We start from the raw sequence: 20625 nt of genomic DNA, 5'->3' as shown, positions 1-20625 counted from the left end.
CACCGTCATGAGCGACCGCGCCGACTTCTGGACCAACGCCATCGCCTACCAGACGGTGTGGTTCGCGGCCGTGATCGGCGCGGGCAGCGGCGCGTGGTGGCCCGGCGCCGCAGCGGCGACGGTCTTCGTCACCGTGCAGCTCTGGGTCTCGCGCGAACGCGATGTCGACCTGCGCCTGCTGGTCGCTGCACTGGTTTGCGGCGTGGTCGTCGATGGCGCGATGGCGAGCAGCGGGCTGGCGCAGTACGCCGCTTCCGCACCGGCGTTGCCCGGCGGCGCGCCGCTGTGGCTGCTTGCGATCTGGGCCTGCTTCGCGCTCACCCTGCGTCGCTCGATGCGCTTCCTGCTCGGCCGGCCGTTCGCCGCGCTGGCGCTGGGCGCGATCGGCGGCCCGCTGGCCTACCTCGGCGCCGCGCGCGGCTGGCAGTCGATCGCATTCGCCGAACCACGCTGGCAAGGCCTGGCCCTGCTCGCACTGGCCTGGAGTCTCGCCCTGCCCCTGCTCGTGCTGCTCGCGACGCGACTGCAGCCACGCGCTTCACTCTCCGCACCGCTTCCGACCCAAGGAACATCGCCATGACCCGGACCACCGCCATGTCTTCGAACGACGCCGCCGAACTGCCGCAGGACCGGCCCGGCCCCGGTCTGATCGGCCTGGCCGAGCGCGGCCTGCTGCCAGATGCGCTGCTGCGCCTGGGCATCCGCCGCCAGTGCGAAGCACGGCTCCGCTCGGAATCGGTCGGTGGCGCACAGGCGCTGGCCGAACGCTACCGCAGCCGCATCGAACAGTTGCGCACCAGCCCGGTCGCGATCCACACCGAGGCCGCGAACACGCAGCATTACGAACTGCCGCCGGCCTTCTTCCAGCTGTGCCTCGGCAAGCGCCTGAAGTATTCCTGTGCCTACTACCCGCGTGGCGACGAAACCCTGGACCAGGCCGAGGAGGCGATGCTCGCGCTCTACGGCGAACGCGCCGAACTCGCCGACGGCCAGCGCATCCTCGAGCTGGGCTGCGGCTGGGGATCGCTCACGCTGTGGATGGCCGAACGCTTCCCGAACGCGCGCATCACCGCCGTGTCCAACTCGCGTCCGCAGCGCGAGCACATCCTCGGCCAGTGCCGCGAACGCGGCCTCGCCAACGTCGAAGTGTTGACCTGCGACGTCAACCGCCTGCAGCTGCCGGCCGGCGAATTCGACCGCTGCGTGTCGATCGAGATGTTCGAGCACATGCGCAACTACGAGATCCTGCTGGGCAACATCGCCGGCTGGCTGAAGCCCGGCGGCAAGATGTTCGTGCACATCTTCGCGCACCTGAACCTGATGTACCCGTTCGAGACCGCCGGCGAGGACAACTGGATGGGTCGGCATTTCTTCACCGGCGGCCTGATGCCGGCGACCGACACCCTGCTGTGGTTCCAGCGCGACCTGCGCATCGAACAGCGCTGGCATGTCGACGGGACGCACTACGAGAAGACCTCGAACCACTGGCTGCAGAACCAGGATGCGAACCGCGACGCGGTCATGGCCGTGCTGCGCGAGGCCTACGGTGCACACGCCGGCCTGTGGTTCCAGCGCTGGCGCATGTTCTGGATGGCCTGCGCCGAACTGTTCGGCTACGCCGACGGCCGCGAATGGCTGGTCGCGCACTACCGTTTCGTGAAACCGTGAGGACGACGCCATGAAGACCGGACTGTTCGCCATCGCGCTCGGCGCGGTATCCCTCGGCGCGCTGGCCGCCGGCGCGGTCTACGCCTTCGGCGGCCGCGACGCGCCCACCATTCCGCCGGTCGTGCAGGTCGACCTGCCACGCTTCATGGGCGACTGGTACGTCATCGCGCATATCCCGACCTTCATCGAGAAGGACGCCTACGACGCCATCGAAACCTATGCGATGCGCGAGGACGGCAAGGTGCAGACCACCTACCGCCAGCGCAAGGGCAGCTTCGACGCCCCGGTGAAGACCATGCATCCGGTCGGCACCGTGCGCCCCGGCACCGGCAACGCGGTCTGGGGCATGCAGTTCGTCTGGCCGATCAAGGCCGAGTACGTGATCGTGTACATCGACGAGGCCTACCAGCAGACGATCATCGGCCGCAGCGCCCGCGACTACGTCTGGGTGATGGCCCGCACGCCCACGATCTCCGACGCCGACTACGACCTCCACGTCGCCCGCCTGCGCGACCTCGGCTACGACGTCTCGAAGCTGCGCAAGGTGCCGCAGCGCGCAGTGGCGCCTTGACGCAACAAGGCATCTGCTGAAAAACACCCGTCATCCTCGCGCAAGCGAGGACCCAGGTATCACCTGCGATCAAGCGTGGGTCCTCGCTTGCGCGAGGATGACGTTGATTTCCTGACCGCGATCAAGCGGAAAGCAGGTCCCTAGCCTGCGGCTCGGGATGACAGCGTCGAATCGTCCCCAAGTTAGGCTCAGCCAATCCCCCGCAAGCGCCACGCCCGGTGGATGCGCGGATTCCGCGCGAAATCCTGCGGGATCGTCTGCGGCGAGATCTCCTCCACCTCGGCGAACGCGGCGATCGCGGCCTCGTCGAAGCGGAAGCGACGGTAGTTGTTCGAGAAGTACAGCGTGCCGCCGAACGAGAGCCGCGCCATCGCCGCCTGCAGCAGGCGGACATGGTCGCGCTGCACGTCGAAATCCTCTGCACGCGCCGAGTTGGAGAACGTCGGCGGGTCGCAGAACACCAGGTCGTACTCGCCGCGATCGGCGAGCAGCCACTGCAGCACGTCGGCCTGCACCAGCCGATGACGTTCACCGCCAAAGCCGTTGAGACGCAGGTTGTCCGAGCACCACTGCAGGTAGGTCGCGGAGAGGTCGACCGTGGTCGTGCGCGCCGCGCCGCCCACGGCCGCATGCACGGTCGCCGCGCCGGTGTAGGCGAAGAGATTGAGGAAGCGCGCATCCTTCGCCTCCGCAGCGAGGCGCAGGCGCATCGGGCGATGGTCCAGGAACAGGCCGGTGTCGAGATAGTCGAAGAGATTGACCTTCAGCTTCGCCGCGCCTTCGCGCACCACAAGCGTCTCGCCGCGCTTGAACACACCGCTGTCGGCGTACTTGCTGCCGCCCTTGCCCTTCGCGCGGGTCTTCACCGCGACGCGCTCGCGCGGCACGTCGAAGGCTTCGCGCGCGCCGGCCAGCAGGTCCTGCAGGCGCTTGCGCGTGGTCGCCTCGGGAATCTCGGCCGGCGCGGCGTATTCCTGCACGTGCAGCCAGCGTTCGCCGGTGTCGTCGGCTCCGCTTTCGAGAGCGGTGTAAACGTCGATCGCGGCCGCGTATTCCGGAATGTCCGCGTCGTAGGCGCGCCAGCAGTGGATGCCTTCGCGCTCGCGCCACGACTTCGAGGCCTTGAGGTTCTTGCGCAGACGGTTCGCGACCATCTGCGCACCCTCGCTGAGTGGCTGCGGCGCCGCATCGACCGGACGCTCGCGCTGCGGCGGCAGCACCGGGTCGCAGACGATCAGCGCGCATTCGATCGCGCCGTTGAACACCTGGTATTTCTTCGCCGCGCGCAGTCCGGTGGCGCGCGCCAGCTCGGCGTCGCCGCACAGCAGGCTGGCCTTCCAGCCCGGCACTGCGCGCTTCAGCGCATCGCCGAGCGCGCGGTACAGCATCGGATCGGCGGCGAGGCGCGCGTCGTACGGCGGATTGCAGACCGCGAGCCCTCGCGGCGCGTCGAGCACAGACAACTGCGCGACATCCTGCACCTCGAAGCGCAGCCGGTCGGCGACGCCCGCACGTTCCGCGTTCTCGCGCGCGGCACGGACCGCATGCGGATCGAGGTCGCTGCCGTGGAAGGCATCGCGCAGCGCGGCCAGGCCGGCCTGCGCGCGCGCCTCGGCGTCCTCGACCAGTGCGCGCCAGGCGAGCACGTCGAACTGGCGCCAGCGCGACGGTGTCTGCAGCGGCAGGCCCTCGCGCGCGAGACCCGGCGCCACGTCGGCGGCCATCAGCGCACCTTCGATCAGCAGCGTGCCGCTGCCGCACATCGGATCGAGCAGCGCGCCGCCTTCGTGGTACAGCGCCGGCCAGCCACCGCGCATCAGCACGGCTGCGGCGAGGTTTTCCTTGAGCGGCGCTTCGCCCTGCATCTGCCGCCAGCCACGCCGGTGCAGCGGGCCACCGCCCAGATCGACCGACAGCAGCGCCTTCGAGGCGCCGGCCTTGTTGGTCTTCACCACCAGGTTCAGGCGCAGGTCGGGCTGTTCGAGATCGACGCTCGGCCGCTCGCCGTCCGGGCCGCGCAGGGTGTCGACAACGGCGTCCTTGATCCGCTGCGCGGCGTAACGCGCATGGGTGATGACGTCGCCGGACACGTGCGCATCGACGGCGAGGCTCATGCCCACGCGCAGGTGCTGCGACCAGTCGATCGCGGCGGCACCGGCGTACAGCGCGCGCTCGTCGGGGCAGTCGTATTCGGCGATCGGCCACAGCACGCGGCTGGCGAGGCGCGACCACAGCACGGCGCGCTGCGCGTCGGCAAGCGAGCCTTCGACGTTGGCGCCGGCGCGCGCAGCGGTGGCGTGCGCGCAGCCGAGCGCGACCAGTTCGTCGGCCAGCAGGTATTCCAGGCCCTTGGCGCAGCTGACGAAGAATTTCATCCTGCCCGCCGTCATGCCGCCACCTCCGCCAGCAGCGCAGCGAAGGCATCGGCCGAGGCCTGCACGTGCGAGGAAAGACGGTGCTGGTCATCGACCAGCAGCAAGCGCGCTCGGCGCAACTGCGCCCACTGTGCGACCGCCATCGCCGGGATCAGTTCATCATCCCAGCCGTGGATCACCGAAACCGGCACGGCGGGCGCATCCAGCGCCGGCAGCGGGCCCATGGTCAGCGGCGGTGCCATGAGGAACAGCGCGCGCACCGGGACCTCGAAGGCGATCTGCGCCGAGATGTAGGCACCGAGGCTGGAGCCGGCCAGCACCAGCGGGCCGCGCGCGGCCGCCGCATGGGCCAGCCCGCGCAGGCGTTCGAGCCGGGCCACCACGTCGCCCACCGGGCTGACCTCGTGCTTCGCGTCCAGGTCGGTGTAATCGGGGCGCTCGTGGGTCCAGCCGAAACGCTCGGCGACCTCGGCCAGCGCGGTCACCTTGGTGGCGTCCGGGCCGCTCTCGAAGCCATGGGAAAGAATGCAGTGTCCGGGCACGCGGGAAGCCTCTGGGAAAGTGATGCAGCGTGAAAAAGGAAAAGAAAGGCGAGCGATCAGGTCTCGACCCAGGTCACCGCATCGCCGATGCGCAGGGTGCCGCCTTCGAGAATCTTCGCGCAGAGGCCGCCATGGCCGCGCATCGCGTTGTAGCCGCCGGGCCCGAGCGCGGCTTCCATCCGCGAGCAGGGATCGCAGGGCTGGGTGCCTTCCAGCAGCACCTCGCCGATCCGGAAGCGCCGGCCCTTCAGGGCGATCAGCGGCAGGCCGGAGACCACCAGGTTGCGACGGAGGGTCGCCGGCGCGATGCCGTCCAGCCCGGCCAGGGCCGCGATCACCGGCAGGTGTTCAGCCTGGATCAGGGTGATGCCGCGCTTGCCGCTGCCACTGCCGTAGCGGTCGCCGCGCAGGCCCTTGCCGGCGATGGCCTCGGCGCTGTCGACCTCGCGCATGGGCACGTCGCGGGCCGGACGCAGGCCGATCCAGCGCACGGTGCCGGCGCGGGGGAATTGCGTCATCAGGGCGTGGAGTTCGGAACCGGGGAGCGGGAGCGACATGCGCAGATGCTAGCATCCGGCCCATGCTGCCCGACCTGCCGCCGATGCCGCCCGTCGAAATCGATCCCCTGCCCTACGAGCAGAAACTCGACGCCCGCCCGCTGTCGCAGATCGACCTCGTGGTCGTCCACTGCACCGAAACGCCGACGCTGGCGTCCGCCCGCGAGTTCGGCGAGCGCGTGCTCTACGAGGGCAGCGGCACCGGCAACAGCGGCCACTACTACATCGACCGCGACGGCCGCGTGCTGCTGTACGTGCGCCCGGACCGCATCGCCCACCACGTGCGCGGTTACAACCCGCGCTCGATCGGCATCGAACTGGTCAACACCGGCCGCTACCCGCACTGGCGCGACTCGAAGCACCAGGCGATGGACGAGCCCTATCCCGAGGCGCAGATCGCCGCGCTGATCGCGCTGCTAGCCCACCTGCAGGCGCAGTTCCCCTCGGTGAAATTCATCGCCGGCCACGAGGACCTCGACCGCGAGATGGAACAGGCCCTCGACGACCCGACCGTGCAGGTGCCGCGCAAGCGCGACCCCGGGCCGCTGTTCCCATGGGAACGCATCATGCAGGGCGTGCGATGGGAGCGGTTGACGCCGTAAGGCGGCGCTGGAAATTCCGGGTTTTGCAGGAAAGACGCAAAGAAGAGGGAGGGATTTGGTGGGAGCGACGCAAGTCGCGACAGCCCGCCGGAAGAGCATCGCGACTTGCGTCGCTCCCACAAGAGCAGACTTCGATGTCGACTCAGCGGACCGGCAGCGGAATGAACTCCGTCTCGCCGGGCACGTGGCCGAAATTGCCGAGGATCCAGTCGCGCTTGGCCTGTTCGATGCGGTCCTTCGACGTAGACACGAAGTTCCACCAGAGATGACGCGGGCCGTCGAGCGGTTCGCCGCCGAGCAGCATCGCCTTGACCGGCGTCTTCGCGCGCAGGCGGTGGCGCGCGCCGCGATCGAGCACGACCAGGTGCATCGGCGGGATGTCCGTGCCATCGAGCTGGGTCTCGCCTTCGAGCACGTACAGCGCACGCTCCGGATGCGTGGCGTCCAGCTCGACCTCGGCGCCGGGGTCGAGGTCGATGGCGACGTACAGGGTGTCGGCGAAGACCTGCACCGGCGACTCCTCGCCATGGGCGCGGCCGGCGACCACGCGCAGCAGCGCACCTGGGGTCTCCGCGCGCGGCAGGGTGTCGGCGGGATGATGATGGAAGGCCGGCTCGACCTCCTCGTACGCCTTCGGCAGCGCCACCCAGGTCTGCAGGCCGTGCAGGGCGTGGCCGGACGGACGCAGCGTGGCCGGCGTGCGCTCGGAGTGGGCGATACCGCGCCCGGCGGTCATCCAGTTCACATCGCCCGGGCCGATGTCCTGGCGGGTGCCGAGGCTGTCGCGATGGTGGATCCGCCCCGACCACAGGAAGGTCACCGTGGCCAGGCCGATGTGCGGGTGCGGGCGCACGTCCATGCCGGTCTCGGGGGCGAACACCGCCGGGCCGATGTGGTCGGCGAACACGAACGGGCCGACGCTGCGGGCCTGGATCGAGGGCACGGCGCGGCGGACGTCGAAACCGCCGATGTCGTGGACGCGCGGGGCGATGAGGGTGGTCATGGCAGGAACCTGTCGCGGGAACGGTGCCAGCGTCGCACGCAGCACCCGGGGGCGGAGAACGCATCCGGGCAACGATGCGTCTTGCCGCCTCGCAGGCCCGCGTTCACGGGCGGTCCGCACCGGGCCGGCCTATAATCGCGGCACGTCCCCACCGGCTTTCCCATGACCTCGCCCGTCTCCGAACTCATCGAACTGCTGTCGCTGGAGCGGCTGGAAAACAATCTGTTCCGCGGGCAGAGCCGCGACATCGGCACGAAATATGTCTTCGGCGGCCAGGTGCTGGGCCAGGCACTCTCCGCCGCGCAGGCGACGCTGGATTTGACGAAGGATGATCCGGCCAAGGGCGCGCGCGACGCGCATTCGCTGCATGCCTACTTCCTGCGCGCCGGCGACATCGAACACCCGATCGTCTACGACGTCGACCGCACCCGCGACGGCGGCAGCTTTTCGGTGCGCCGCGTCACCGCGATCCAGCACGGCCAGCCGATCTTCGTCTGCGCTGCCTCGTTCCAGGTCCACGAAGTCGGCGCCGAGCACCAGTTGCCGATGCCGCAGGTGCCGATGCCCGAGGACGTGGAGCCCACCGCGCCGCTGCCGCCGGACAAGCTGGCGCAGCTGCCGACCAAGATCCAGCGCTGGCTCAACCGCATGGGTCCGTTCGAATTCCGTCCGATCTATCCGCGCGACGAACTCAATCCGCCGAAGCGCCCGCCTTTCCAGCAGGTGTGGTTCAAGCTGTCCGAGCCGGTCGGCGACGCGCCGGAGCTGCATCGCGCCCTGCTCGCCTACGCCAGTGATTTCCACCTGCTCGGCACCACCACCTTCCCGCATGGCATCAGCTACTACCAGCCGAACGTGCAGATGGCCTCGCTCGACCACACGATGTGGTTCCATCGCCCGTTCCGCGCCGACGACTGGCTGCTGTATTCGATCGACAGCCCCAGCGCGCAGAACGCGCGCGGCCTGGCCCGCGGGCAGATCTTCGATCGCGCCGGCCATCTGATCGCCAGCACCTCGCAGGAAGGCATGATTCGCGTCCTCGACAACGACAAGGCAGGGCACTGATCCCATGCGCCAGGTATTCAGCAGTCCCCGCCTCGAAAACGTCGAGCGCGTCGCCGCCCTGCTCAACGAGCACGGCATCGAGACCCGCGTGACCAACGGCCGCTCGTATCGCGGCAGCCGGCGCGGCAGCTTCAGCTATCGCGAAAGCCCCGAAGGCGACGTCCGCCCTGCGGTCTGGGTGGTCACCTCCGACGACCAGCCGAAGGCGCGCGAGATCCTGCGCGAGATGGGCCTGCTCGACTCCGGCCGCTCGCCGACCAGCTACCTGCCGACGCCGCACGACGCGCGCGGCGAGGACGAGATCGCGGCGCGCAAGCGCAAGGCCTTCCGCATCAAGAGCGGGCTGCTGCTGGCGATCGCCGTGGCGATGGGCATCGGTTTCCTGTCGTCGCGAAAGGCACCGCCCACCGCCACGCCCGCGCCGGCCGCTGCGGCACCGGCCCCGAAAGCCAACACCCACGTCGTCGACACGCCCAGCGCGCTGGCGGCGATGCTGATCGATGTCGAACTGCGCGCCCACGACGGCGCGGAAGCCTGTCTGTCGGTGGACGGCAAGGATCCGCCGGAACGCGTCCTGGAGCAGCTGAAGGCCGACCGCAAGCGTCTGCGCCCGGCCTCGACCTGCGGCGGCGCGGATGCCATGTCGCTGCTGTCGATCGACGTGTCGGACTACCGCACCGACGGCTGGGGCACCGGCACCGTGCGCCTGGTCATCGCCGACCAGGGGCCCGACGGCACGCGCCGCGAGGACGTGCGCACGCTGGAAGTGCAACGCGACGACACCGTGTGGAAAGTGAAGCGGATCGTGCTCTGAGCGGAGGCTTGATCGTTTCGTCTTCCCGAGTGCATGTACGGGCTGAGCTACGCAGCTCAGCCTCTTTGACATCCGCCCTGCCGGTTCGCCCGCGCATGCCGGTTCGCCCCCTTTGAAAAAGGGGGCCGACGCGCACCGCGCGGCGGGGGGATTTGCTCTTGCGGGAGAGACACAAGTCGCGGCCCCGTCATGCCTGCAAAGCAAATCCCCCGCTGACGCCGCCCCCTTTTCCAAAGGGGGCTTGGGCTTCGAACGCATCCGCCGCCTGCGAAGGCATCCGCTTACGGCTTGGCGGGCCCCTGCGGGCGCTTGCCGTGCTCGCGGCGGTAGGCCTGCATTTCATCGCGGCTGAGGTAGCCATCGCTGTTGCCGTCGATCGCGGCGAACTTCTCGCTCAGCTGCGGCCGCTGCGCGGCTTCCTGGCGACTCACGCGCTGGTCGCCGTCGGTGTCGAGCTTCGCACGGCCCCCCTTCCCGCCCATGCCACCGTGACGACCGCGCTGCGGACGCTCCTCGGCGGAAATGCGACCGTCCTTGTTGGCGTCCATCCGGTCGAAGTGTTCCAGCAGCTTCGGCGCCTTGGCCGCTTCGCTGCGGTCGATCGCGCCGTCCTTGTTGGCGTCGAGCTGGGCCATGCGCTCGCCGCCCCGGCCGCCGTGACGGCCGCGCTGCGGGCGCTCCTCAGCGGAAATGCGCCCGTCCTTGTTGGCGTCCATCCGGTCGAAATGTTCCAGCAGTTTCGGTGCCTTGGCCGCTTCGCTGCGGTCGATCGCGCCGTCCTTGTTGGCGTCGAGCTGGGCCATGCGATCGCCGCCCCGGCCGCCCTGGCGACCACCCTGGCGCCCGCGCTGCGGGCGTTCCTCGGCGGAAATGCGACCGTCCTTGTTCGCGTCCATCCGGTCGAAGTGTTCCAGCAGCTTCGGTGCCTTGGCCGCTTCGCTGCGGTCGATCGCGCCGTCCTTGTTGGTGTCGAGCTGGGCCATGCGCTCGCCGCGCTGGCCGGCCGGGCCGGTCTGGGCAATGACGGACATGCCGGTCGTCGCGACGATCAGCGCTGTGCCGAGCAGTACGATGGGTTTCATGAGGGTTCCTGTGTAGGAGTCGGGAGTGAATGTCTGGATGCTGCATGCATGCGCACATCCGGATCAACGCGTGCCGGGCGCCCGGGTTGACCGGCGGCAGGTCGCGATCTGCGCCCTGGTCACATCCGCCGCGCTGCCGCGTCATGGGTTGAACCTGCTGCACGACGACTGAGACCATTCCGACCATGAGCGCCGCCGCCCTCACCTTCGACGAACTCATCCAGCGCGACCTGCCCGCCGCCCGGGGCGGCGACGCCGTGGCCTACGGCCGCATCGTCTCGGCCTGCCAGAACACGGTGACCGCCGTGGCGCTGGCGATCACCCGCGACGTGGCCGCCAGCGAGGACATCGCCCAGGAGGCCTTCCTCAACGCCTGGCAGCGGCTGGACAGCCTGCACAGCCCGGACAGCTTCCTGCCTTGGCTGCGCCAGATCGCGCGCAACCTGGCCCGCGACCACCTGCGCCGCTACCGCGACCAGCCGCTGGACGGCGCGAATGCCGAACTGGTGCTGGCGGTCGCCGCCGACCCCGGCCCGCAGCCGATGGACCACGTGCTCGACGGCGAACGCGAGGCCGCCGCCGCCGAGCTGATCGCCGCCCTGCCCGAGGACAGCCGCGAAACCCTGCTGCTGTTCTATCGCGAGGGCCAGAGTTCGCAGCAGGTAGCGACGCTGCTGGGCATCACCGACGCCGCCGTGCGCAAGCGCCTGTCGCGGGCACGCCAGCAGATCCGCGACGACCTGCTCGCACGCTTCGGCGAATTCGCGCGCAATTCCGCGCCCTCGGCCGCGTTCACGGCGGCGGTCATCACCGGGCTGGGCATCGCGACCAAGCCGGCGGCGGCCGTGGCCGCGACCACCCTCGGCGCGGGCGCGGTCGGCAGCGGCGTCGCCGGCAAGAGCCTGGCCGGCATGCTCGGCGTGGGCAGCGTGATCGGCGGCAGCATCGCCGGCGGCTGGCTGGCGGCGCACCTCACCCGGCGGTTCATCCTGGCCTATGCCGAAACCCTGGAAGAACGCGACGCGATCCTCGCGGCGTACCACCGCTACCTGCGCTGGACGCTGCTGTGGATGACGATCGTGTTCGCGGTCGCGATCTGGGGCTACAGCCTCGCCCTGACCACGCTGCTGACCATCGTGGCCGAAGCCGTCTCGCTGCGCACCCTGCTGGCGATCCGGCGCACGCTGCTGCCGCTGATCGCACGCGACAGGGGCCGCGACCCGGACGGCGCAGCCAAGCGCTACAAGGCCTACGACTACAGCTACGGGCCGACCGCGATCGTGTGGACCGGCATTTTCTACGTGCTGTCGATGCCGCTGTTCCACATCGCCCTGCACTACGGCGGATCGGGCATGGCGACCACCGTGCAGGCCCTGTGGCGCGTGTTCTCCTGAGGTGGCCGCCATGCAGAACGACACCGGCATCGCCATGACCGACCTCACCGCCATCGATGCCCTGATCGGCCGCGAACTGCCGGCCGCCCGCGCAGGCGACCGCGTCGCCTACGGTCGCATCGTCGCCGCCTGCCAGAACACCGTCACCGCCGTCGCGCTGGCGATCACCCGCGACGTGCCGGCCAGCGAGGACATCGCCCAGAATGCCTTCCTCAGCGCCTGGCAGCACATCAAGCGCCTGCAGAATCCCGCCAGCTTCCTGCCCTGGCTGCGGCAGATCACCCGCAACCTCGCCCGCGACCACCTGCGCGCCGGACGGCATCGCCCGCTGGACGGCGAAGGCGCCGAACTGGCGATCGAACTGGCCGCAGATCCGTCGCCGACACCGTCGGAGTGGCTGGAAGCGGACGAGCGCGAGCGCGCGGCGGCCGATCTGATCTCCAGCCTGCCCGAGGACAGCCGCGAGGTGTTGCTGCTGTACTACCGCGAAGGCCAGAGTTCGCAGCAGGTGGCGATGCTGCTGGGCCTGTCCGATGCCGCCGTGCGCAAGCGCCTGTCGCGCGCGCGACAGAGCCTGCGCGACGACCTGCTGCGGCGCTTCGGCGACTTCGCCGCGTCCAGCGCACCGGGCGCGGCTTTCACCGCCGTGGTCGCGACCGCCCTGGCGACCGCCGCGCCGCCGGTGGCCGCGAAAGCGATCCTCACCGCCGGCGCGGTCGGCGGCGCCAACAGCCTGTCGAAGATCGCGCTCGGCGCGGCAGGCAGCATCGGCATCGGCATGCTGGCCGCATTCGCCGGCATCTGGCTGGGCACGCGCAAGCAGCTCAAGGGCGCGATCGACGAGGAGGAGCGTCGCGGCCTGATCCGCAGCGCGGTGGTCAACTCGCTGGCCACCGTGGGCTTCCTCGTCTCGATCCTGCTGCTCACCCGCTTCGACGACGGCTGGCTGCTGCCGGTGCTGGCGACGCTGGTGTTCATGGCCGTGGTCTTCCACCAGTCGATGGTCGTGCAGCCGCGCGTGCTGGCGCGCCGGCATGCGCTGGAAGCGCAGCGCGACCCCGTCGGCGCCGCGCGACAGCGGCGGAAGGAGCGCATCCAGTGCTGGCTCGGCGCCGGCATCGGCCTGATCTGCGGCCTGGGCGGACTGATCGCCGGGCTCGTGGCCTCGGGACGGCTGTAACGACAGACGGCGTCCTGCACGGCATGCGCGGCGGCAGCGGGGATCGGCGTGTTCGGTTCCCGGCCTGGCGGGTATCCTGCACGCATGCCGCGATCCGCCCCGATGCTCCGCCTCCTGTTGTCCAACTGCGCCACCTGCGGAGGCACCGCAGCGTGACGAACTCCGGCGCCGACCTCGACGAACCGCTGCGTCTGTTCCACACCTCGGAACATCCCTGCGGCTACTGGCCCGAGCGCAAGGCCCGCGACCTGGTGTTCGACCCGGGCGATCCCCGCCTCGCACGCAAGTACGCGATGGCCCTGCAGTGGGGTTTCCGCCGCTCCGGCAACCTGATCTACCGGCCGCACTGCCGCGCCTGCCAGGCCTGCGTCGCGGTGCGGATCCCGGTCGCGGACTTCAAGCCCAGCCGCAGCCAGCGACGCTGCCTGGAACGCAACGCCGACCTCGACGCCCGCGTGCTGCCGGCCATGCGCAGCGACGAACACTTCACGCTCTACCAGCGCTACCTGGGCGCGCGGCATCCGAACGGCGGCATGGACGGCCACGGCGAGGCCGAGTTCGACCAGTTCCTGGTCAGCACCTGGGCGGAATCGCGCTTCCTCGAAATCCGCGCGCACCGCGACCACGGCCAGGGCCCGCTGCTCGCCACGGCGGTCACCGATGTCGTCGAGGACGGCCTGTCCGCCGTCTACACCTTCTACGACCCCGATGCGACCGATCGCGGCCTCGGCACCTTCGCGATCCTGCAGCAGATCGCCTGGGCGCGACGCGAAGGCAAGCGTCATCTCTATCTCGGATACTGGATCGACGGCCACGACAAGATGGCCTACAAGCGCCGCTACAGGCCGCTCGAAGCCTTCGACGGCCAGCGCTGGCGGCTCGACCTCCACGACGCCCCGCCCCTGCCCGCAGACGACCGATGACCGCACGCCACGCCAGCCTCGCCGCACTTCCCATCGCCGCCATCCTTGCCACCGCCTGCGCGACGTCCGGGCGCACGCTGGCGCAGGCGGCAGACACACCGCTGCGCGTGGCCACGTACAACGTCTCGCTCTACGACGATGCCGACGGCGGCGTGATCCGCCGCCTGGAAGCCGGCGACGAGGGCGCGCGCAAGGTCGCGGCGGTGCTGCAGCGCCTGCGCCCGGACCTGGTGCTGCTCAACGAATTCGACCACGACGCGGAAGGCTGTGCGGCCGACCTGTTCCAGCAGCGCTACCTCGAAGTGCCGCAGACCGGCGGCGGCGATGCCCTGCACTATCCGCATCGCTACTTCGCGCCGGTCAACACCGGCGAGCCGAGCGGCCTCGACCTGGACGGCAACGGCAGCAGCGGCGGCGCGGGGCGCGACCGCGGCAACGATGCCTGGGGCTACGGCCTGCACCCGGGCCAGTACGGCATGCTGGTGCTGTCGCGCTATCCGATCGAACGCGATGCCGTGCGCAGCTTCCGACTGCTGCGCTGGAGCGCGATGCCAGATGCGATCCGGCCCTACCATCCGACGCAGCGCGGCTATTTCCACCGCGACGAGATCTGGCAGCAGCTGCGGCTGTCGTCGAAATCGCACTGGGACGTGCCGGTGCGCACGCCGCTGGGACGGCTGCATTTCCTCGTCTCGCACCCGACGCCGCCGGTGTTCGACGGCCCCGAGGACCGCAACGGCGCGCGCAACGCCGACGAACTGCGTCTGTGGCGCGAATACCTCGACAACGATCCGGCCGACCACAGTTGGCTCTGCGACGACCAGGGACGCTGCGGCGGCCTGGCCGAAGGCGAACGCTTCGTGATCGCCGGTGACCTCAACAACGATCCGAACGACGGCGACGGCCGCCACGACGCGATCCGCGCCCTGATCGACCACCCGCGCGTGCTGCGCCACCCAGCGCCGCGCAGCGAAGGCGCGGCGATCGCCGCAGGCCGCGCCGGCGGCGCCAATACCCAACACGTCGGCGACCCGGCCGAGGACACCGGCGACTTCGGCCCGAGGGTCGGCAACCTGCGCCTAGATTACGTGCTGCCCTCGACCGGGCTGCGCTGGCGCAGCGGCGGTGTGTTCTGGCCCGCGCCGGACAGCGCGGACGCCGCGATCGCACATGCCTCCGACCATCATGCGGTGTGGGTCGACCTGCTCTTCGATGACTGAAGCGGGAGGCTGAAACCGCATCGCGGCCAGGTCCACGACAGCGTCCACGGGACTGTCCCGGGACACGGCCCATCCTGTCGCAGACGCGATTCGCGGCACCGCCCGGCCATCTCCGACGGTCGCGGAAAAAAGTGACCGGCATCCGTTGCGAAGCGCTTCCAACGCCCGGTTTTGGGTATATGCTCAGGCCATGATCCTTGGCAAACACGATGTGGATGCAGGGACGGGGGGAAGGGTCGGGGGGACTCTGACAGCCGAAGCCGCCGCTCGCACGGTGGTCGATGCGCTGCAGCGCGCACTGCCCGCGGGGACCCGGATCGCCATCGCCTGGCATCATGCCCAGCTCGGCCTCGGCAGCCATCGCTGCCCGGGCGCGGACGACGCTTTGCAGCGCGCAGTGGTCGCCCATCTCGATGCCGCTCCCGGCGACGGCGACACCGCTCTTCGTGAAGGAACCTGGCTCGGCCGCTCCGATCGCGGCGCCGAACGCGTTGCTGTCGGAGTAGCCTTCGACGATGCGCCGCCGGAAGGCTGGACGGAACAGGCCGGCGGGGAACGGGCCGGGGTGAAGCGGACCTGGTTCGCGCTCGCCGGCGACCTGGTCTGGGCGATGCTGCGACTGGCCGATGCCGACACCCGGATCGAAGCCCTCGAGAAATCCAAGCGCCTGCAGCAGGCCCTGTACGAGATCTCCGACCTCGCCGGCTGGGGCCTGGAAATGCGCGAGATGCTCGCGCGCATCCACCGCGTCGTCGGTCACCTGATGCCGGCCGAGAACTTCTACATCGTCCACTACGACGACGAAGACGACAGCATTCGATACCTGTATTTCGCGGACAGCCGCGACCGGTTCGACCCCGATCCCGACACGGTGTATCCGCTCGGCGAAGGCCTGCACAGCATGACCGCCGCGCTGCTGCGCCACGGCCGGCCGCTGGTGGGCTCGGCACGCGACATCATCGAATCGCTCGGCATCCCGCACGAGGAGTACGCCGGCGGTCCGCTCAGCGAAGACTGGCTCGGCGTGCCGCTGCTGCGCGACGGCCGCGTCTGCGGAGCGATCGTGGTCCAGGACTACGATCGCATCCACTGCTACGGCAGCGAAGAACAGGCCCTGCTCGAATACGTCGGCCAGCACATCCTCACCTCGCTCGATCGCAAGACCGCGCAGGTCGAGCTGGAACGCCGCGTGCGCGAACGCACCCATGCGCTGGAGCGCGCGAACCAGGAACTGCAGAATGAAGTGCTGGAACGCCAGCACGCCGAGAAGCTGCAGCAGGCCCTGTTCCGCATCACCGAACTGTCGGTCAGCGCCACCGGCCTCGAACATTTCTACGCCGACCTGCATTCGATCATCGGCGAACTGCTGTACGCCCGGAACTTCTACGTCGCGCTCCTTTCGACCGATGGCGACTACGTCGAATTCCCCTACGCTGCCGACGAAATCGAGACCAAGACCCTGACCCGCCGCAAGCGCGCGCGCGGTCTGAGCGAATACGTGATCGACACCGGCAAGCCGCTGCTGGCGATGCGCGAAGGCATCCAGGCGCTGGAGGCGCAGGGACTGGTGCGCAGCATCGGGCCGCTGGCCTGGTGCTGGCTGGGCGTGCCGCTGACCCGCGACGGTGTCGTCGAGGGCCTGATCGGTGTGCAGAGCTATACCGAAGGCGTGGCCTTCACCGACCGCGACCAGGAGCTGCTCACCTTCGTCGCCCACCACATCGACGCCGCCCTCGCCCGCAAGCGTGCGCAGGACACCCTCGTCGCCGCGCACGCCGAGCTCGAAACCCGCGTCCAGACCCGCACACGCGAACTCGCCGACGCCAACCGCGAGCTGCGCGAGCAGATCGCCGAGCGACTCCGCGCCGAGCAGCGACTGCGCCACCAGGCACGCCACGATTCGCTCACCGGACTGCCCAACCGCGCCCAGCTCCAGGAACGCCTCGACGACGCGATCATGCGTGTCACGAGTGCCGATGCCCGCCCCTTCGCCGTCCTCTTCCTCGACATCGACCGCTTCAAGCTCATCAACGATTCGGTCGGACATGTCGCAGGCGACGAACTGCTCGTGGAATGCAGCCGGCGCATCTCCCAGCTCATCCTCCGCGACGATCTCGTCGCACGACTCGGCGGCGACGAGTTCGCCCTCCTCGTCGAGAACGTCGAGAGCGCGGACCAGGCCCGGCACTACGCCAGCAGCATCCTCCGCGCCATCGGACAGCCGCTGTGGATCGAAGGCCGCGAGATCTTTCCCTCCGCCAGCATCGGCATCGCCCTGTGGCATCCGCGCTACCGCAAGAGCGAGGAACTCCTGCGCGACGCCGACGCCGCGATGTATCGCGCCAAGCGCCTCGGCCGCAACCGCAGCGAGGTCTTCGGCGAGGAGATGCGCGCCGAGGCCATGCGCCTGCTCGACCTCGAAGCCGACCTGCGCCGCGCGATCATGCACGACGCCTTCGAGCCGCATTTCCAGCCGATCCTGCGCCTGGCCGACCGCCAGCAGGTCGGCTACGAAGCGCTCGTGCGCTGGAACCACGAGCAACGAGGCCTGCTCACGCCCGCCGAGTTCATCGGTGTCGGCGAGGACAGCGCCCTGATCGAACAGGTCGACTGGCTGATGTATGGCCACGTCGTCGCATCGATGGGCGAGTACCCGAAGGATTACGTCTCGATCAACGTGTCGCCGCGGCATTTCCTCTCCGACAACTTCTCCGATCGGCTGCTGCGCATGCTCGACGAAGCCGGCCAGGACCCGCGCCGGCTGCGCATCGAGATCACCGAGGTGGCGCTGATCGAGGACGCGAGCCGGGCGCTGAAGGTGCTGCGCGACCTGCGCGGCCACGGCATCGAGGCGCTGCTCGACGACTTCGGCACCGGCTTCTCGGCGCTGTCGTACCTGCACCGCTTCCCGATCCAGGGCCTGAAGATCGACCGCAGCTTCGTCTCGGGGCTGGAGGGCGAGACCCGGACCGAGAGCCTGGCGCTGGTGCGCGCGATCCTGGCGATGGCCCTGACCCTGGGCATCGACACGATCGCCGAAGGCATCGAGACCGAGGCCCAGCGCGAGATCCTCGTCGAGCAGGGCTGCCAGTTCGGACAGGGCTATCTGTTCGGCAAGCCGCGGATGCTCGACCGGAACCCATCGTCCTTCCGCCATCGCCAGGGGCTGCACTGAGCGGAGTCCGGTCTTGCGGGACGCGGTGTCGGCAGGGATGCCATCAGGAATGGCATGGATGATGCTTGCGTGTCAGGGGCGCGCGACAGGGACGGCGCCAGGCGACTGTCAGGGAGCGACCTTGGCGGTATTTGGGCTTTTTCCCGACATTCTGCGTTCGCAGGTCGACATGGCAGCCGTACGGGCACATCACCATGATCCTGAGCAGGAATGAAACGGTTGACACCACGGTGGACGCGATCGAGGTCCCGCCGCCGACCGTCGGCGGCGGCCTCAAAGCGGCACTCGCACCGCTGCTGCGCGCGGCGCCACCGGATGCACGCGTGGCGATCGCATGGCGGCACCGGGTCCTGGGCGAAGGCGGACTGGACGAAGGCGGCGACGATGTCCTGCGCGATCGCACGCGCGCCGCGCTCGACGGCAACGCCCACGCGGTGGAAGGCGATCTGCAGGTCGAGCGCTTCGAACGCGCGAACGGGATCGTCTGCATCGGCCTGCGCCGACGCCCCGATGCCGACAGCGACTGGATCGATCGCCACTGGACGCCGCTCGCCGCCGACCTCGTCGCCGCTTGCCTGCGCCTGGCCGATGCCGATACACGGATCGAGGCGCTGGAGAAGTCCAAGCGCCTGCAGCACGCGTTGTACGAGATCTCCGACCTCGCCGGCTCGAACCTGGAAATGCGCGAGATGCTCGCGCGCATCCATGGCGTGGTCGGCGAGCTGATGCCTGCGGACAACTTCTTCATCGTCCAGTACGTCGAAGCCCACGATCGCATCCGCTTCCTCTATTTCGCCGATCATCGGCATGAATTCATCGCCAATCCCGAGGTCGAATATCCCCTGTCGTTCACGCCGCTGACGTCGGTGCTGATCCGCCACGGCAAACCGCTGATCGGGCGACCGCTGAAGATCCTCGAATCGCTGGGTATCCCCTACCAGGAAGGCACCGGCGGCCCGGTCAGCGAAGACTGGCTGGGCGTGCCACTGCTGCGCGACGCCAGCGTCTGCGGCGCGATCGTGGTCCAGGACTACCTGCGTCCCAACTGCTACGGCAGCGAGGAGCAGGCCCTGCTCGAATACGTCGGCCAGCACATCCTCACCGCGCTCGACCGCAAGACCGCCCAGGTCGAACTCGAACGCCGCGTGCGCGAACGCACCCTCGCGCTGGAACAGGCGAACCAGGAACTGCAGAACGAAGTGCTGGAGCGCGAACGCGCAGAGAAGCTGCAGAAGGCCCTGTTCCGCATCACCGAACTGTCGGTCGGCACGACCAGCCTCGAGGATTTCTACGCGGCGCTGCACGGCGTCATCGGCGAACTGCTCTACGCGAAGAACCTGTACATCGCGCTGCAGAGCGCGGACGGCAAGCGCATCGAATTTCCCTACGTCGCCGACGAGATCGACACGAGCACCGTCCACGATCGCCCGCGCGGCAAGGGTCTCACGGAGTACGTGATCGACACCGGCAAGCCGCTGCTCGCGCGACGCGAGGACATCCTCACGCTCGAAGCCCGTGGACTGGTGCACAACCTCGGCCCCGGTCCGATGGCCTGCTGCTGGCTCGGCGTACCGCTGACACGAGACAGCGTCGTCAGCGGCGTGATCGGCGTGCAGAGCTACACGGAGAGCATCGGCTTCATCGACCGCGACCAGGAACTGCTCACTTTCGTCGCCCACCACATCGACGCCGCCCTCGCCCGCAAGCGTGCGCAGGACACCCTCGTCGCCGCGCACGCCGAGCTCGAAACCCGCGTCCAGACCCGCACACGCGAACTCGCCGACGCCAACCGCGAGCTGCGCGAGCAGATCGCCGAGCGACTCCGCGCCGAACAGCGACTGCGCCACCAGGCCCGCCACGACTCGCTCACCGGCCTGCCCAACCGCGCCCAGCTCCAGGAACGCCTCGACGACGCGATCATGCGCGTCACGAGTGCGGATGCCCGACCCTTCGCCGTCCTCTTCCTCGACATCGACCGGTTCAAGCTCATCAACGATTCGGTCGGACACGTCGCAGGCGACGAACTGCTGGTCGAGTGCAGCCGGCGCATCTCCCAGCTCATCCTCCGCGACGATCTCGTCGCACGACTCGGCGGCGACGAGTTCGCCCTCCTCGTCGAGAACGTCGAGAGCGCGGACCAGGCCCGGCACTACGCGAGCAGCATCCTCCGCGCCATCGGACAGCCGCTGTGGATCGAAGGCCGCGAGATCTTTCCCTCCGCCAGCATCGGCATCGCCCTGTGGCATCCGCGCTACCGCAAGAGCGAGGAACTCCTGCGCGATGCCGACGCGGCGATGTATCGCGCCAAGCGCCTCGGCCGCAACCGCAGCGAGGTCTTCGGCGAGGAGATGCGCGCTGAGGCCATGCGCCTGCTCGATCTGGAAGCCGACCTGCGCCGCGCGATCATGCACGACGCCTTCGAGCCGCATTTCCAGCCGATCCTGCGGCTCGCCG

The 20625-nt window shown here is 69.4% G+C and carries 17 protein-coding genes; 12 read left to right on the top strand and 5 right to left on the bottom strand.

The genetic code is table 11. The features are described from left to right. Nucleotides 1-7 precede the first annotated feature (7 nt). From ACFQ0E_RS18800 to ACFQ0E_RS18790, 3 genes are read left to right on the top strand one after another with little or no spacing between them, the layout of a single operon-like run. Nucleotides 8-580, top strand: a complete 573-nt coding sequence (locus ACFQ0E_RS18800) for a DUF2878 domain-containing protein (RefSeq protein ID WP_386826502.1) — start codon at nt 8-10, stop codon at nt 578-580. A gap of 14 nt (nt 581-594) precedes the next feature. Continuing rightward, nucleotides 595-1668, top strand: a complete 1074-nt coding sequence (locus tag ACFQ0E_RS18795) for an SAM-dependent methyltransferase (protein WP_386826580.1) — start codon at nt 595-597, stop codon at nt 1666-1668. A gap of 10 nt (nt 1669-1678) precedes the next feature. Next, entirely contained in the window at nt 1679-2239 is a 561-nt protein-coding gene (locus ACFQ0E_RS18790) for a lipocalin family protein (RefSeq protein ID WP_386826500.1), read from the top strand. Between the two features lie 188 nt (nt 2240-2427). Here ACFQ0E_RS18790 and rlmKL read toward each other — a convergent pair whose 3' ends face one another. From rlmKL to ACFQ0E_RS18775, 3 genes are read right to left on the bottom strand one after another with little or no spacing between them, the layout of a single operon-like run. After that, the gene (gene rlmKL / locus ACFQ0E_RS18785) at nt 2428-4614 is read right to left on the bottom strand and encodes a bifunctional 23S rRNA (guanine(2069)-N(7))-methyltransferase RlmK/23S rRNA (guanine(2445)-N(2))-methyltransferase RlmL (protein ID WP_386826498.1); all 2187 of its coding nucleotides are present in this window, start codon (nt 4612-4614) and stop codon (nt 2428-2430) included. Between the two features lie 11 nt (nt 4615-4625). Next, entirely contained in the window at nt 4626-5156 is a 531-nt protein-coding gene (locus ACFQ0E_RS18780; RefSeq protein WP_386826496.1) for a YqiA/YcfP family alpha/beta fold hydrolase, read from the bottom strand. 56 nt (nt 5157-5212) lie between these two features. After that, nucleotides 5213-5713 carry an MOSC domain-containing protein gene (locus ACFQ0E_RS18775; protein ID WP_386826494.1) on the bottom strand — a complete coding sequence of 167 codons (501 nt, stop codon included), beginning with the start codon at nt 5711-5713 and terminating at the stop codon, nt 5213-5215. A 23-nt stretch (nt 5714-5736) separates the two neighbouring features. Here ACFQ0E_RS18775 and ACFQ0E_RS18770 point away from each other — a divergent pair, with 23 nt between their 5' ends. Beyond that, nucleotides 5737-6315 carry an N-acetylmuramoyl-L-alanine amidase gene (locus tag ACFQ0E_RS18770; RefSeq protein ID WP_386826492.1) on the top strand — a complete coding sequence of 193 codons (579 nt, stop codon included), beginning with the start codon at nt 5737-5739 and terminating at the stop codon, nt 6313-6315. A gap of 142 nt (nt 6316-6457) precedes the next feature. Here ACFQ0E_RS18770 and ACFQ0E_RS18765 read toward each other — a convergent pair whose 3' ends face one another. After that, a complete protein-coding gene (locus ACFQ0E_RS18765; RefSeq protein ID WP_386826490.1) occupies nt 6458-7318 on the bottom strand; it encodes a pirin family protein in 861 nt (286 codons plus the stop codon). Nucleotides 7319-7480: 162 nt separating this feature from the next. Between ACFQ0E_RS18765 and ACFQ0E_RS18760 the strand changes: the two genes are divergently transcribed. Both ACFQ0E_RS18760 and ACFQ0E_RS18755 read left to right on the top strand, forming a co-directional pair. Then, complete coding sequence (locus ACFQ0E_RS18760; protein ID WP_386826488.1) at nt 7481-8383, top strand: acyl-CoA thioesterase; 903 nt, start codon at nt 7481-7483, stop codon at nt 8381-8383. A 4-nt stretch (nt 8384-8387) separates the two neighbouring features. Further along, nucleotides 8388-9197 carry a putative signal transducing protein gene (locus tag ACFQ0E_RS18755; protein WP_386826486.1) on the top strand — a complete coding sequence of 270 codons (810 nt, stop codon included), beginning with the start codon at nt 8388-8390 and terminating at the stop codon, nt 9195-9197. 281 nt (nt 9198-9478) lie between these two features. Here ACFQ0E_RS18755 and ACFQ0E_RS18750 read toward each other — a convergent pair whose 3' ends face one another. Next, nucleotides 9479-10279, bottom strand: a complete 801-nt coding sequence (locus ACFQ0E_RS18750) for an EF-hand domain-containing protein (RefSeq protein WP_386826484.1) — start codon at nt 10277-10279, stop codon at nt 9479-9481. 185 nt (nt 10280-10464) lie between these two features. Between ACFQ0E_RS18750 and ACFQ0E_RS18745 the strand changes: the two genes are divergently transcribed. The 6 genes from ACFQ0E_RS18745 to ACFQ0E_RS18720 form a co-directional block, all read left to right on the top strand. Continuing rightward, entirely contained in the window at nt 10465-11673 is a 1209-nt protein-coding gene (locus tag ACFQ0E_RS18745; protein WP_386826482.1) for an RNA polymerase sigma factor, read from the top strand. Between the two features lie 10 nt (nt 11674-11683). Continuing rightward, a complete protein-coding gene (locus ACFQ0E_RS18740; RefSeq protein WP_386826480.1) occupies nt 11684-12853 on the top strand; it encodes an RNA polymerase sigma factor in 1170 nt (389 codons plus the stop codon). A 134-nt stretch (nt 12854-12987) separates the two neighbouring features. Next, nucleotides 12988-13776: an arginyltransferase gene (locus ACFQ0E_RS18735; RefSeq protein WP_386826578.1), complete on the top strand. Its 789-nt coding sequence runs from the start codon at nt 12988-12990 to the stop codon at nt 13774-13776. Then, nucleotides 13773-14996 carry an endonuclease/exonuclease/phosphatase family protein gene (locus tag ACFQ0E_RS18730; protein ID WP_386826478.1) on the top strand — a complete coding sequence of 408 codons (1224 nt, stop codon included), beginning with the start codon at nt 13773-13775 and terminating at the stop codon, nt 14994-14996. The genes ACFQ0E_RS18735 and ACFQ0E_RS18730 overlap by 4 nt, the downstream gene beginning before the upstream one ends. 274 nt (nt 14997-15270) lie before the next feature. Further along, nucleotides 15271-18171 (top strand): EAL domain-containing protein, encoded by a 2901-nt coding sequence (locus ACFQ0E_RS18725; protein ID WP_386826476.1) that lies wholly within the window; start codon nt 15271-15273, stop codon nt 18169-18171. Nucleotides 18172-18365: 194 nt separating this feature from the next. Continuing rightward, nucleotides 18366-20625: sensor domain-containing diguanylate cyclase (locus tag ACFQ0E_RS18720; RefSeq protein ID WP_386826474.1), on the top strand; the 2260-nt coding region annotated here is incomplete at its 3' end.

It is taken from the genome of Lysobacter brunescens (assembly GCF_042677005.1).
Classification (GTDB): domain Bacteria; phylum Pseudomonadota; class Gammaproteobacteria; order Xanthomonadales; family Xanthomonadaceae; genus Lysobacter_I; species Lysobacter_I brunescens.
The sequence above is the reverse complement of the archived record's forward strand: the minus strand, read 5'-3'. Positions and strand labels throughout refer to the sequence as shown.